Genomic DNA, 14,164 nt, shown 5'->3' on the forward strand with positions numbered 1-14,164 from the left:
AATGACAACGCCATCACCCATACAACCAATTAAACGGCTGGTCTCTCTCGACGCCCTTCGTGGGTTTGATATGTTCTGGATAATGAGTGGCGAGCAGATCGTCCATACGCTGGCAAAGGTTACGCAATGGCCGGTGCTTTTATGGTTTTCGGGTCAGCTGCACCATACGGTATGGAATGGTATCACTTTTTATGATATGATCTTTCCATTATTCCTGTTCATCGCCGGTGTATCTATGCCTTACTCCATGGGCAATAAAATTGCAAAAGCTGGTGTCCAATCAGCCAATCAACTGTCGGCAAAAACTAAGCGGGGCATTTATCTTTCCATGTTACGGCGCACATTGATATTAATACTGCTGGGTATGGTGGTAAATGGCGCGCTTAAATTTAACGGATATGAAAATACACGTTTTGCCAGCGTATTGGGTCGTATAGGTCTGGCCTGGTTTTTTGCCGGCCTCATCTACCTTAATTTCAATTTGCGCGGACAAATAATATGGTTTGTAGGGATTTTGATCGGATATTGGGCGGCTATGCTATTTATCCCAGTGCCCGGATATGGGGCTGGCGTATTAACTATGCGGGGCTCGCTCGAATCATATATAGACAGGTTGTTGCTGCCCGGCAGGCTGCATGATAAAATACACGACCCTGAAGGCATACTCTCTACCATACCCGCTATCGGCACAGCATTGCTTGGTGTATTTACTGGTAGCTTTTTAAAATGGCAATCGCCCCGTTGGCCTATGTATAAAAAAGGGTTGTTGCTTTTTGGTGCAGGTTTAGTGTTGATAGCCTTAGGTTTGTTATGGAATGCGGAGTTTCCTATTAATAAACGCTTATGGTCAAGCTCATTCGTGTTATATGTGGGCGGCTGGAGCCTGATCTTGTTATCAATATTTTACCTGGTTATTGATGTAGCAGGCGCCAAAAAGTGGGCCATCCCTTTTGTGTGGATAGGCACTAATTCTATATTGATCTATCTGTGTTCAGAAGGCCTGGTTGATTTCGGGCATACTGCCGACTATCTGCTAGGCGGACTTGTTCACTTAACCCCGCTGGCATGGCAAGCCGTATGGACAGCAGTAAGTGTTACCCTGATACAACTCCTGTTTTTATACATGTTGTATCGCAATAAATTGTTTTTAAAAGTTTAACCAATTATATCATTCTATTTACATGAAATATTCTTTCAAAATAGTATTTGCCGTTTTGTTATCCGGTTTTATCAGCGTAACGGTATCGGCACAAATAAAAACTTATAATATCAGGCATTATGGCGCCATTGCCGATGGTAAAACTAATAACACAACAGCTATCCAAAAAGCGATCGATAAAGCGTCAGCTAATGGCGGTGGGCGGGTTTTAGTTCCTGCCGGGAAGTTTGTTACCGGGGTACTAAATCTTCAATCGAATGTTGAACTGCATCTTGATAAAAACGCATTCCTGTTGGGAAGCACGCTACGTACCGATTACGGTGCAGGCAAAGCTTCGGCGCTAATTGTATCTAATCATCAGCATCATATTGCCATAACCGGACACGGTACTATTGACGGACAAGGTCATGAGCTGTTAAAAGATATTTATCGCCGCTTAAATGCCGGTACTTTGCAGGATACTGAATGGCGCAAACCTAATCCCTGGCACCAGATGCGACCAACAGAAGATAACCGCCCTAAACTTATTGAATTTAAAAACTGTGACGATATACATATTAAGAGCATAACTATTAAAAATGGTTTATGCTGGACACAGAATTATAAAAGTTGCTCAAACCTGGTGATTGACAGCATAAAGGTGGAAAATGTTACCTACTGGAATAATGACGGGATTGATATTGTTGACTGTAAAAATGTAAAGCTGACCAACAGTTTTTTTAACGCTGCCGATGATGGTATCTGCCTTAAATCAGAAGACCCTAATGGTGCCTGCGAAAATGTTTACGTGGCAAATTGCAGGGTACGCTCAAGCGCGAGCGCGGTAAAGTTGGGTACCGGATCATTGGGTGGATTTAAGAAGATCACCATTAGGCACATTGCTGTTTATGATACTTACCGTTCGGCTATAGCTATTGAAACGGTTGACGGCGGAGTACTTGAGGATGTTGATATACGCGACATCGTGGCTAAAAATACCGGCAATGCAATTGTAATAAGGCTAGGCCATCGTAACAAAAAAGGAGATGCCGGTGTACTGCGCAGGGTATATATTGGTAATGTAAAAGTTGATGTTCCTGCTGGTAAACCCGATGCTGGTTACGCTATGGAAGGGCCTATAGTTTCGGCGCCGCATAATGTTTTTCCATCATCTGTTACAGGGATACCCGGTAGCAGGGTAGAGGATGTCACGCTTGAAAATATCACCATCAATTATGCAGGAGGGGCAAAAAAAGAGGTGGCTGATTTTGGCATAGATAGTCTTGAAAGAGTACCCGAAAGAATATCTAACTACCCTGAATTTTCCATGTTTGGCGAATTACCTGCCTGGGGCTTTTACATCAGACATGCCGATGGTATTAAAATTAAAAACATGGTACTAACCTGTAAGGGAACTGATTATCGCCCCGCTTTTATTGCCGATGATGTAAAAGGGCTCAGCTTAAATGCGCTAAACATCTCGCAGGTAAAAACTAAACCGGCGGTATTACTCAACAAAGTAAGCGGTTTGGTTTTAAAAGATATTAAGATACCTGGCAGCGCCAAACAAAATATACAGGTGCAATAGCCTGTGAATTAACCATTGTTACGTAAACGATTACGTAAATAAAAGGCCGCGATAAATAATATATCGCTGTAAATTTTATCAACTTTAAATTATCCAATTAAAAAAAACCTTACTGTAAATGAACCATCTTTCGGGCTACGACTATACTGTTTTCTTCATTTACTTTATTGTAGTTACCAGTTATGGGTATTGGGTGTATCGTAATAAAAGATCGACACATAGCAAAACAAAAGATTACTTTTTGGCCGAAGGTTCGCTCACCTGGTGGGCTATCGGGGCATCAATCATCGCGTCCAATATTTCAGCCGAACATTTTATTGGCATGTCGGGCTCTGGCTTTGCAATGGGTTTGGCCATAGCCAGCTATGAATGGATGGCCGCGGCTACGCTTATTATCGTGGCCATATTCTTTCTGCCCATCTACATTAAAAATCATATTTATACCATGCCGCAGTTTCTTGCAAACAGGTATAATGATACGGTTAGTACTGTTCTGGCTGTTTTTTGGCTCTTGGTATATGTGTTTGTAAATCTTACTTCCATTTATTTTTTGGGCGCGGCCGCTATAGAAACCATTACTGGCATATCATTCAGCACCTGTATTGTAGCGTTGGGTATATTTTCCATCGTTATTACGCTTGGCGGTATGAAAGTGATTGGTTATACCGATGTGATACAGGTTTTTGTTTTAATTATGGGCGGCTTGGTTACCTGTTATCTTTCGTTGCATTTAATAGCAGATAAACTTGGTGTAAAAACTGTGTTTGAGGCCCTGCCATTATTAAAAAAGAATGCCGGTGATCATTTCCACATGATCTTTCCCCCCGGGCATAAATATTATAATGACTTGCCGGGAATAGCTGTTTTGGCCGGTGGGATGTGGATCAATAACCTTAACTATTGGGGCTGTAATCAGTATATTATACAGCGCGCCTTGGGTGCTGATTTGAAAACCGGCCGCAACGGATTAATGTTTGCCGCCTTTTTAAAATTACTTGTACCCGTTATTGTGGTAATACCGGGAATTGCTGTTTATGTGTTATATAATCATGGGTTTTATCACCATGAAATGACGGATGCGGCAGGCACTCTGAAACCTGACCACGCTTACCCTGTTTTGATGAACCTGCTGCCAACCGGCTTAAAAGGATTAGCATTCGCGGCGCTTACTGCTGCCATAGTTGCTTCATTAGCCGGTAAGTGCAATAGTATCGCCACCATTTTTACACTTGATATTTATAAAAAATATTTAAACAAAGGAGCATCAGAGCAACGCATGGTAAATGTGGGCAGGTGGGTTGTTATTGCAGCATCGCTTATTGCTATAGTTATAGCACCTGCCTTACGCAGTTTTGATCAGGTTTACCAGTTTATACAGGAGTATGTAGGTTTTATATCACCGGGAATACTGGCCATATTTTTACTTGGATTTTTCTGGAAACGAACAACTTCGCGGGCAGCGCTTGCCGGGGCTGTGATAACCATTCCGCTTTCTGTGCTGTTTAAGTTTTTACCGCAGCTTACTAATGGGTACATCGCCGCTATCCCGTTTTTAAACCGCATGACCTGGGTTTTCTTCATTGTAAGTGCTTTGATGGTGATTATTACAATAGCTGATAGCAGCAAGCAAAATAAACAAATACTGCAAATTGATAGTAAATTGTTTAAGGTAACACCGGCTTTCACTATATCAGCAGTGATTATCTGCGGTATCCTGGCGGCGTTGTATACAGTTTTTTGGTAAAATAATAACGATTAATAAAAATAGTATTCATTAAATAATAAAAAAGTTATGGCAAAACTAACTAAAGAGGAAATGTCTCCTTTACATAACCTCGATGATTGGGATGAGGATGTACTCAAAAGATACCCAGAGGCCGGACAACCAGCCAAAGAAAAAGACGGATTCAGAAACTACGACAGCCCGGAGATAGACGGAGTGCGTGAATTTTACCGGCTTAATCATAAATATCAAACTTATGATAATGTTTTAGCCAAAAAGGCCAACTTTTTGAAGTTTGACAAGAAGGAAATGCCCTGGTGGTCGGCAATGGAGTATCTTAATACACTAATAGATGATTCGGACCCTGACTTGCAGCTTGATCAGTTACAACATTTATTACAAACTGCCGAAGCCATACGTGCCGACGGGCATCCGGATTGGTTTGTGCTTACCGGTTTTATACATGACCTGGGTAAAGTACTTTGCCTGTTTGGCGAGCCGCAATGGAATGTTGTGGGTGATTCATATCCGGTAGGGTGTAAATTTTCGGACAAGATAGTTTATCCTGAATTTTTTGCGGATAACCCCGATACGCATGACGAACGCTACAATACCAAATATGGTGTTTACTCACATCACTGCGGAATGGACAATGTACATATATCGTGGGGCCATGACGAATATCTGTATCATTTAACAAAAGATTACCTGCCCGAACCAGCCCTGTACATGATCCGATATCACTCGTTTTACTCACAGCACCGTGAACATGCTTATGATCATTTACTTAGCGCGCATGATCATGAAATGTTTAAATGGGTAGATAAATTTAATCCGTATGATCTGTATTCAAAAAGCCCGGTACAACCAGTGGTTTCGGAGCTAAAGCCTTATTATGAGGATCTGATTGCTAAATACCTCCCGGCAACCGTTAAATTATAAGTTTTATTCAACGCCGTTTTTAATAAACGGCGTTGAATAAAATATCATAAAAACCAATCTTAACAACGATTAGTAAGGATGCTAAATGCGCGTGTATTTTTTTTAATATTTTTATCTATAGCATGCACAGGGGCATTTGCACAGAGGCCATCCTTGGTTAAATATGTTAATCCGTTATCAGGCACAGCAAACAGTACTACACCATCGACCCTAAAACTAGGTTCGGCGCAGGAAAACTTTGCCAATACAATACCATCAGTATGTACCCCCTTTGCCATGACGCAATGGACGCCACAAACGCAAGCATCAGAATCAAAATGTACCCCACCCTATTATTATAAGGATGATTTTTTTAGTGGATTTAGAGGCTCGCATTGGATAAGTGGTTCATGCATGCAGGATTATGGCAGCTTAACCATAATGCCGATAACCGGCAATTTGAAAACAGTAAACTATACTGCAAAATTCAATCATCAGGATGAGCAATCAACCCCTTATGTTTACCGTATTAAACTTTCGTCATATAAAATACACGCGGCTATTACCGCCACACCGCGTTGCAGTATGATGGAGTTTACAGCCGATACGGCGGATAGCCTGTACCTTTTAATTACACCCAATAGCGATTTTGGAGAGGGATATATTAAAGTAGATGCTAAAAAAGGAGAGATATATGGTTATAACCCTGTACATCGTATTTACCAGGGTTGGGGCAAACCTGCGGGTTTTAGCGGCTATTTTGTAATTAGAATAAATAAAGAACTTGCCAGTAAAGGCACATTTACCGGCGACAATATTTTTATAAAAGACAGCATAAGCGCGCAAAAAAACATAGGCGCGTTTATAGGTTTTAAAATGAAAAAAGGCGAAAAGGTGCGTGTAAAGGTAGGCACTTCTTTTAGTAGCCTGCAGGGTGCTCGTAAAAATCTTGATGCGGAGTTACCGGGTTGGGATTTTGATAATACCGTAGCGCAATGCAGACAAATATGGGAGCAGGCTTTAAAACAAATTACAGTTGTTACTGCAAACCAAACCGATAAGCGTGTATTTTATACCTCATTTTATCATGCCATGCAGCATCCCCGTTTGTATAATGATGTTGATGGTGTTTATCCCCGGTTTGCAAGTATTAACCGGTTAGAAAAGATCAGCAACGGTAATTATTACGATGATTTTTCATTATGGGATATTTACCGGGCGCAGATCCCGCTTCTGGAAATCCTTCGCCCCCGGCTGGTTAATGATCTTGTGCAGTCGCTGATATTAAAGGGAGAGCAGGGAGGCTGGCTACCCATTTTCCCATGCTGGAATAACTACACTTGCGAGATGATCGGCGATCATACAACATCCATTATTACTTCAGCTTATTTAAAGGGCATTAGTACTACTCATACTTCTGAGGCTTATCGTTTAATGCGGAGGAATGCATTTGATTTACCTGAAAAACAGGATTACAAAGATGGGAAAGGCAGGCGGGCCTTAATATCATATATAAAATATGGTTATATACCATTGGAAGATAGTGTTAAGAATGCTTTTCATAAAATGGAGCAGGTAAGCCGTACATTGGAATATGCTTATGATGATTATGCCTTATCGAAACTATCGAAAAAATTAGGCTTTGATGCAGATTATAAAACACTGATTAAAAGAGCAAAAAATTACAAGAATGTATTTGATCCGGTTGCTGGTTTTGTAAAAGGGCGAACGCAAAATGGCGATTGGACTAAAACTTTTGACCCCGATGTACGGCAAACTTATATCACCGAAGGAACGCCCAGGCAATATACTTTTTACGTTCCGCAAGATGTACCAAGCCTTGCTCGATTAATGGGAGGCCGCAAAATACTCGAGGCAGCGCTTGACAGTATTTTTATTAAAAATGAGTATTGGCACGGTAACGAGCCGGGGCACCAGATACCGTTTATGTATAATTATACCAGCAGTTGCTGGAAAACGCAAAAAGAGGTAAGAACTATTTTAGCTACCGAATACAGCGACGGCCCCGGCGGACTTGGTGGTAATGACGATGCGGGGCAAATGTCGGCTTGGTATATGTTTGCGGCAATGGGGTTCTATCCGCTCAACCCAATATCTGGTGAATATTTGTTATGCTCGCCTATATTTAAACAAGTATCAATTAATCTGCCGGGAGGCAAAACTTTACTGATCTGCACTCATAAAAAATCAATAAGCGCCATATACATTAACGCGGTTAAATGGAATGGGCATATGTATGCAAAAAATTATATTAATTATAAAAGTTTGATAAAAGGCGGCACGCTTGACATATACTTACAGGATACCCCCTGCAAAAGCTGGGCCTCAAAAACCGAAGACCAACCTAATGGATTGTAATTTAATATTAAATAAATTACGATAACGCTTCAGTTCCAGATCATCTTAAAAATCGAAATATGAAAATGAAATTATCAATATTACTAACCATTGCCTTTTTCTTTTTTTTTGCAACAGTTATGGCGCAAAAGCCGGACGTAATAAATAATGGACTTGCATTAACACCACCGATGGGCTGGAGTAGTTGGAACACCTTGAAAAAAAATCCGACGGAGGCTGTAATTAAACAAACCGCTGACGCTATGGTAGCCACCGGGTTAAAAGATGCGGGGTATTTATATGTAAACGTAGATGATTTTTGGAGTACAGGCAGAGATGCAAATGGTAAGATCATTGTTGATACTGCAAAGTTTCCAGGTGGAATGAAAGCTTTGGCCGACTACATTCATAGTAAAGGATTAAAAGCCGGGATTTATACTAACATAGGTTCAAAAGCTGATTACCCTACGCTTGCCAGTGGTGGATATTATCAGCAGGATATGAATACGTTTGCAAAGTGGGGTTATGACTACGTTAAGGTAGATGTGAATTTTGCACCGGTGCGTACAGCCGCTGCCTATAAAAAAGAATTTACAGAAGTTGCTAAAGCTATACTAAAAACCGGCAGGCCTATGGTATTTAGTATATGTAATCAGGGAGGTAGAGATTATCAGAGTTGGGCTCCTTATATTGGAAATAGTTGGAGGGTTGGTCCTGATATTGATCATGCGCCAAAAGAAAAAAGTCAATGGGACGGTGTAATTTATGAGTTGGATCTATCTGCCGTACATCCGGAAATAGCCGGGCCGGGCCATTGGAATGATGCCGATATGATGTTGGTTGGTGTAGGAAGTGATAATGGAAGATTGGCGGTAATGAACACTGAAGAAATGAGAAGCCATTTTTCTATGTGGTGCATGATCGCCTCACCATTAATGCTGGGAAATGATTTGCGATCGGTATCTAAGGAGGTTCTTTCCATTTTGAAAAATAAGGAAGTAATTGCTATTAGCCAGGATAGTTTAGGAATGCAAGGCATTTTGTCCTATGAACAAGCTCCGGGGTTACAGGTATGGACTAAGAAATTAAAATCTGTATCGGGTAAAAAATATGCTGTCGCTTTATTTAACAGATTAGACAATCCGGCTAAAATTACATTGGATTTTAACAGGTTGAAATTAAATGGCCGTCATAAAATCAGGGATATTTGGTCGCACAAAAACGTAGGCGATTCTTCAAATAATTATGCATTTGATGTTCCTGCTCACGGGGTAAAGTTATTGCTGATAGAATAAGTCTTTGCCGGAGTTATTTATCCGCAACATATTGAAGTTGAACCGAAGGTTCTGCTAATAACTTATGAATGCCCACAGGGCTTTTTTATACCTTATATTTTAAGCCCTTTCCGCCCGTATTGTACCACGGTACAAGTGGAACAGATGGTACACTTGGTACACTTTTCACCCAAAAAACGCCAAAAATAGTACTGAAAAGGCGGTTTTTAGATTGTTTTTAAGACGCTTTTTGACCTAAAAATGCCCTTTTTAGGCCGAAAGAAGAGTAAAAAACAATGCTTTTTACTCTTCTTTAGCTTGTTTTTGATTGAAAATTGGAGGTTTTTATAGCTTTTACTTTTAGGAGATGGCACACATCAAGGGTTAAGCTCCTGAATATGGTGCGGTAAAAACACCGGCCATAGGCTGAGTTATGGATAAACGTTTCATAAATCACGCCTACGTGGCCGAATACTTTTTCGGTTTCATACCGATATGCTGTTCAAAAACCCTCGAAAAATGGCTCAAATTAGTAAACCCCAACTGATAACCAACTTCAGAAACTGTCAGCCGCTTTTCTTTTAGTAGTCTTGCTGCTTCTTGCATCCGCATCGACTGGTAATATTCAAAAACACCCTTCCCGAAGGTCTGCTTAAATAGCTTTCGCATTTTAGGTGCGCTCATTCTGGCTTCTCTGGCCAGAGAAGCAATGTCGGGAGGTTCATCCAATTGCAACTGCAAACGAGATTTTATGGCATAAATAGCTTTAATATCGTCAATATGCATACCGCTTGTCGGCACGGCCTCCCGTTGCATCAGCAGGGCAAAAATGTAGCAAAGTAATTCTTCGCACTTCAGCTTGCTATGATAACTTTCCAAACTTTCCGGTACAGCCGGATGCAGAATTTCGCCGGCGGCCCGGATCATTTCGGGTGAGATACCGGTTTCATAGGCGAAGTTCTCTTTGGCTTCCAAAATGCTTACTATCACTGGGTGGCTTATATTTCCAAAGAATTGTTGCAGGTATTTCCGCGTAACCGCGATGGTCACACTTCTAAAAAACGTGTTCGGAGGCATGGTTAGCACCGAAGAAATAGCATGTGTACAGATAAACACACTGGCTTCTTCTGGAATCAGCTGTTTTTCCTGTTGAAGCGGGAATGGAAAAATACCACCTATAAAAAATATAATATCATCCTGCCCTTCAGCAAGCTCATTTGTCCGCTCAAGCAAAACTTCCTCATTCAGGTAATAATTGCGCACCATCATCCGCAGCCCATTTTCCCAGGCAAAGCCGGTAAGGTAACCCCCACCCTTCCGTTCCGGGATGCGTATAAAGCGCCCGTCAATGGTTGCACCAATAGCCCGGGCAAATTGCAGCGTAATACCAGACCCTTGTTTATCAGTAACCGATATTTTCATTTGCGACTATTATATGAGCATTAATAGCTATTTTATTCGTAAAAGTAGACATAATTTTGCTAATACAATAAGAAGATAAAAATCATGAATACGATATTAAAAGATAAACAGGTGGCCATCATTGGCGGTGGCCCCGGAGGGTTAACCCTCGCAAGGTTATTACAGCAACAGGGTGTCAACGTAAAAGTATATGAACGCGATGTCGATCAAAACGTCCGTCAACAGGGCTCCACCTTGGATATGCACCACGATACGGGGCTCAAAGCCATCACGGTTGCGGGTTTGCTGGATGAATTTAAAAAACTTTACCGCCCCGGAGTTGATAAAGCGGTGATCCTCAACAGTAAAATGGACATCATATATGATGAACATGAAGGAAAACCTGACGAGGATTTTGGCGACGAGCTTTTTCGTCCTGAAATAGACCGTGGCCCGCTGCGCGATATGCTTATAGCCTCCCTCAAACCGGAAAATATTGTTTGGGATGCAAAATTCACTGAAATGACCCAATCCGGTGCGGGATGGGATATTCAATTTGAAAATGGTACCAGCGCCTATGCCGACCTGGTGATTGCAGCTGATGGAGCTAACTCCAAACTAAGAAAATATATCACAGATATTCCCCCGGTATATTCGGGTGTAACCGACATTGAAGGGACTATTCTCAACGCTGAGAAGAATACGCCTAAAATTTGGGAATTGGTTAAAGGCGGAAGTCTATTTGCACTGGAAAATGGCAAAAGCATTAAGTTTATTACCAAAGGCGATGGCACGCTTTCGCTGTTGATCGGCTTAAAAAAATCTGAAAATTGGCTGGCAAATTCAGGTATTAATTTAACCGACAGGGCTTCTATCACCGCATGGTTTAAAGAAGAATTTGCCGGTTGGAATAAGGACTGGGAACAACTGTTTGCCACCGATGCGGCAACTTTTACCCCTCGCCCGTGGTATCATTTTCCGGCCGATCAGCATTGGGACGCCCTACCGAATCTCACCATTATTGGCGATGCAGCCCACCGGGTACCTGCTTATGCAGGCGAAGGAGCCAACCAGGCACTTGCAGATGCGCTCGACTTGTACGAAGCTTTATGCTGCGGTCAATTTGAAACGATTGAGCACGCCATCGCGTCCTACGAACAAAAAATGTTTAATCGTTCCGCACCCATAACCGAAGAGAGCGTGCGAAATACAGAAGGCTTCCACACCGAAAACAATTTGCAGTTTTTGATGGATCTTTTTGGGATAACCAAATAGTTTCAAGCGGTATCGTCTGAACCGAAATTGATGGAATTTAAGAAATAGCAAAATCAATTTAAATCCGGTTAATTCATTAATTCTAAAAATTCGAGTTCAGATTAATTTAGAAAAGCACTATTAAGTATGTAGCTACGGAATATACTGCGCTTTCAGCTTACAAACGCTGTAGCTATTTCATCCTCCAGCCGGCGTATTTCGCTGCAAATGTGGATGCCCGATTTATTAATTTATCGGTGTAAAATCTTTTTAAACGTTTAAACGTTTATACATTTAACGAATAGATGAGTTATGAAGAGTCAGGCCGCAATTCCCGATTACACTATTAAAGACGTTATAGATTACCGTTCATTAGCGTGGCCCGATTCAAAGGATTTTTTGTACCTGACACAAGTACCCTTAATGTTCGAATCTGATTTTGTAAGACCGGACTATTATTGTTTTGGTATGATATCCGGTGGCCTGCTTGAAATCAACATTAATAACAATCTTTACAATCTTTCGGCAAATTCATTGATGATTTACCGGCCCGGGCAGCTATGGAAAGTATCCAGGGTGGCCGAGGGCACGATGGGTTCTTTCGTTCTGTTTACCAGGAAATTTCTCGACTCTCTGAATGAAAATATTTTTTCGATAAAAAGTCACTCTTTTTTAAGTCAGGGCATTCAATCACTTATTGAATTAAATACGGCTGATTATGAAAAAGTAAAAAGCTTATTCAGCCAAATCTTTACCATACTTCGTCACCTCTCTAAATCCAGTTGGGAACCGGTTGCCCGCAACCTTACCTCGGCACTTATCTATGAAACTGATGACATCCTGGCAAATTACATCGATACGCATCAAATCCTTTCCAATAAAGAAGATGAGTTGTTTGCAAGGTTCAACGCTCTGGTCACCATTCATTTTAAAACCAACAGGAAGCCTGAGTTTTATGCTTCCCGGTTATGCGTCACTACCAACTATCTTTATTCAGTCATCAAAAAAATCAGTGGTAAAACACCTACTGATTTAATAAACCGGCAGGTAATGCGGGAAGCCAGGTACATGGTTGGATATACCTTAGCAAGCTTTGCCGGGATTGCCTCCGACCTGAATTTCAGCGATCCATTCACATTTAGCAAATACTTTAAAAAAAACACAGGATACTCCCCATCTCACTATCGTAACCATGCGGATGCTTTAACCGCCGCGCATGAAAACTGACATGTAAACCCAGCTTCCTGACATGGCAACTCAACCTGTTCTGCCATAAATTTGATGTAATCAAATTATAAAAATAATGGAACGTTTAAAAGGAAAAGTAGCCATCATTACGGGTGCAGCCCGCGGCATGGGCGAATCACATGCCCGTACATTTATAGCCGAAGGTGCAAAAGTTATTTTAACCGATTTATCGGATGTTGCAGGCCAGGCGCTTGCCGATGAGCTGGGAGAAAATGCAATTTTCATCAAACACGATACCACTAACCCAGAACAATGGGCAACTGTAGTTAAAACAGCAGAACAAAAATTTGGAGCTATCAATGTGCTCGTTAATAACGCGGGGGTATTAGGACCGATAGCCAAAACGGCAGATTTGAAAGAGGAAGATTATCTGAAAGTATGCAGCATTAACCAGCACGCCGCATTTTATGGTATGAAAGCAACGTTGCCTTCTATGCTTAAAGCCGGGATAGGCTCAATTGTCAATATTTCTTCTATTGCTGGTATTGTTGCCAATTACGGTTTCCCGAGCCTGGCTTACGTAGCCAGTAAATTTGCAGTTAGGGGAATGACCAAAGCTACGGCGATTGAATACGGCCCTAATAACATCAGGGTAAATTCGGTACATCCCGGATTCATTAATACACCGATGATGGTAGAGGCAACCAATGAAGGTGGTGGCGACGCCCTTGCACAAATACCCCTTGGCCGTTTAGCTCAAGCTAAAGAGGTATCGAACCTTGTTTTGTTCCTCGCATCTGATGAATCTTCGTACATCACCGGCGCAGAGCATGTCATCGACGCGGGTATGATTGCACAATAGCAACTGACGTGTAATTAAAAACACAGGATAATAATTGCGGTTAAGTAAAAACCGGTTAGTTTTTAAAAGGTAAACGATTTGGTCTAATCGTTTACCTTTTTTTATGATACGTATTATTAAATGTCAAGATGCATGTGGGTAGCATGTCGGCCTTATTCCCCTATTCACTTTACTATTAATCAGAAGGGCTTGATTCGCGTCTGGGCTCAGGGCTCAGAATGAGCAAGCATATTTGGTACGCACTAAAGGATAGTTAAACGTTTTGATTTATTAAAAAGGAGTTCGAAAACTTTCGCTACGGGCATTACTGCCAGCACCAGCGAGTGGAACCGGGGTGTGAATTTTCGTCCCCTCAGGATCTTCTGAAAGTTTAAGTTAACCCATAAAATAAAAAAGTTATCTTAGTGTCCCTAATGGGGATATTTGAAGAATCAAGGTGTATAACTTTACAGATTCA

The 14,164-nt window shown here is 41.4% G+C and carries 10 protein-coding genes; 9 read left to right on the forward strand and 1 reads right to left on the reverse strand.

Going from position 1 to position 14,164, the window contains the following annotated elements:
• The first annotated feature begins 1 nt into the window (after position 1).
• The 6 genes from GSQ74_RS03585 (at position 2) to GSQ74_RS03610 (ending at position 9,023) form a co-directional block, all read left to right on the forward strand.
• Entirely contained in the window at positions 2-1,159 is a 1,158-nt protein-coding gene (locus GSQ74_RS03585; protein WP_158990153.1) for an acyltransferase family protein, read from the forward strand.
• Positions 1,160-1,181: 22 nt separating this feature from the next.
• On the forward strand, positions 1,182-2,726 hold the full coding sequence (locus tag GSQ74_RS03590; RefSeq protein WP_158990155.1) for a glycoside hydrolase family 28 protein: 1,545 nt from the start codon (positions 1,182-1,184) through the stop codon (positions 2,724-2,726).
• A 118-nt stretch (positions 2,727-2,844) separates the two neighbouring features.
• Positions 2,845-4,470 (forward strand): sodium/sugar symporter, encoded by a 1,626-nt coding sequence (locus GSQ74_RS03595; protein WP_158990157.1) that lies wholly within the window; start codon positions 2,845-2,847, stop codon positions 4,468-4,470.
• A gap of 48 nt (positions 4,471-4,518) precedes the next feature.
• A complete protein-coding gene (locus GSQ74_RS03600; protein WP_158990159.1) occupies positions 4,519-5,391 on the forward strand; it encodes an inositol oxygenase family protein in 873 nt (290 codons plus the stop codon).
• Between the two features lie 78 nt (positions 5,392-5,469).
• Positions 5,470-7,749 carry a GH92 family glycosyl hydrolase gene (locus GSQ74_RS03605; protein ID WP_158990161.1) on the forward strand — a complete coding sequence of 760 codons (2,280 nt, stop codon included), beginning with the start codon at positions 5,470-5,472 and terminating at the stop codon, positions 7,747-7,749.
• A 59-nt stretch (positions 7,750-7,808) separates the two neighbouring features.
• A complete protein-coding gene (locus GSQ74_RS03610; protein ID WP_158990163.1) occupies positions 7,809-9,023 on the forward strand; it encodes a glycoside hydrolase family 27 protein in 1,215 nt (404 codons plus the stop codon).
• 438 nt (positions 9,024-9,461) lie between these two features.
• On the opposite strand, the gene GSQ74_RS03615 is transcribed toward GSQ74_RS03610, so the two are convergent.
• On the reverse strand, positions 9,462-10,424 hold the full coding sequence (locus GSQ74_RS03615; RefSeq protein ID WP_158990165.1) for an AraC family transcriptional regulator: 963 nt from the start codon (positions 10,422-10,424) through the stop codon (positions 9,462-9,464).
• 84 nt (positions 10,425-10,508) lie between these two features.
• On the opposite strand from GSQ74_RS03615, the gene GSQ74_RS03620 reads away from it, so the two are divergent.
• The 3 genes from GSQ74_RS03620 (at position 10,509) to GSQ74_RS03630 (ending at position 13,707) form a co-directional block, all read left to right on the forward strand.
• Positions 10,509-11,678 (forward strand): NAD(P)/FAD-dependent oxidoreductase, encoded by a 1,170-nt coding sequence (locus GSQ74_RS03620; RefSeq protein WP_158990167.1) that lies wholly within the window; start codon positions 10,509-10,511, stop codon positions 11,676-11,678.
• Between the two features lie 291 nt (positions 11,679-11,969).
• On the forward strand, positions 11,970-12,884 hold the full coding sequence (locus GSQ74_RS03625; protein WP_158990169.1) for an AraC family transcriptional regulator: 915 nt from the start codon (positions 11,970-11,972) through the stop codon (positions 12,882-12,884).
• 76 nt (positions 12,885-12,960) lie between these two features.
• Positions 12,961-13,707 (forward strand): SDR family NAD(P)-dependent oxidoreductase, encoded by a 747-nt coding sequence (locus tag GSQ74_RS03630; protein ID WP_174236907.1) that lies wholly within the window; start codon positions 12,961-12,963, stop codon positions 13,705-13,707.
• The last annotated feature ends 457 nt before the right edge of the window (positions 13,708-14,164 follow it).

Origin of the sequence: Mucilaginibacter sp. L196 (assembly GCF_009765905.1) — a bacterium.
GTDB lineage: Bacteria > Bacteroidota > Bacteroidia > Sphingobacteriales > Sphingobacteriaceae > Mucilaginibacter.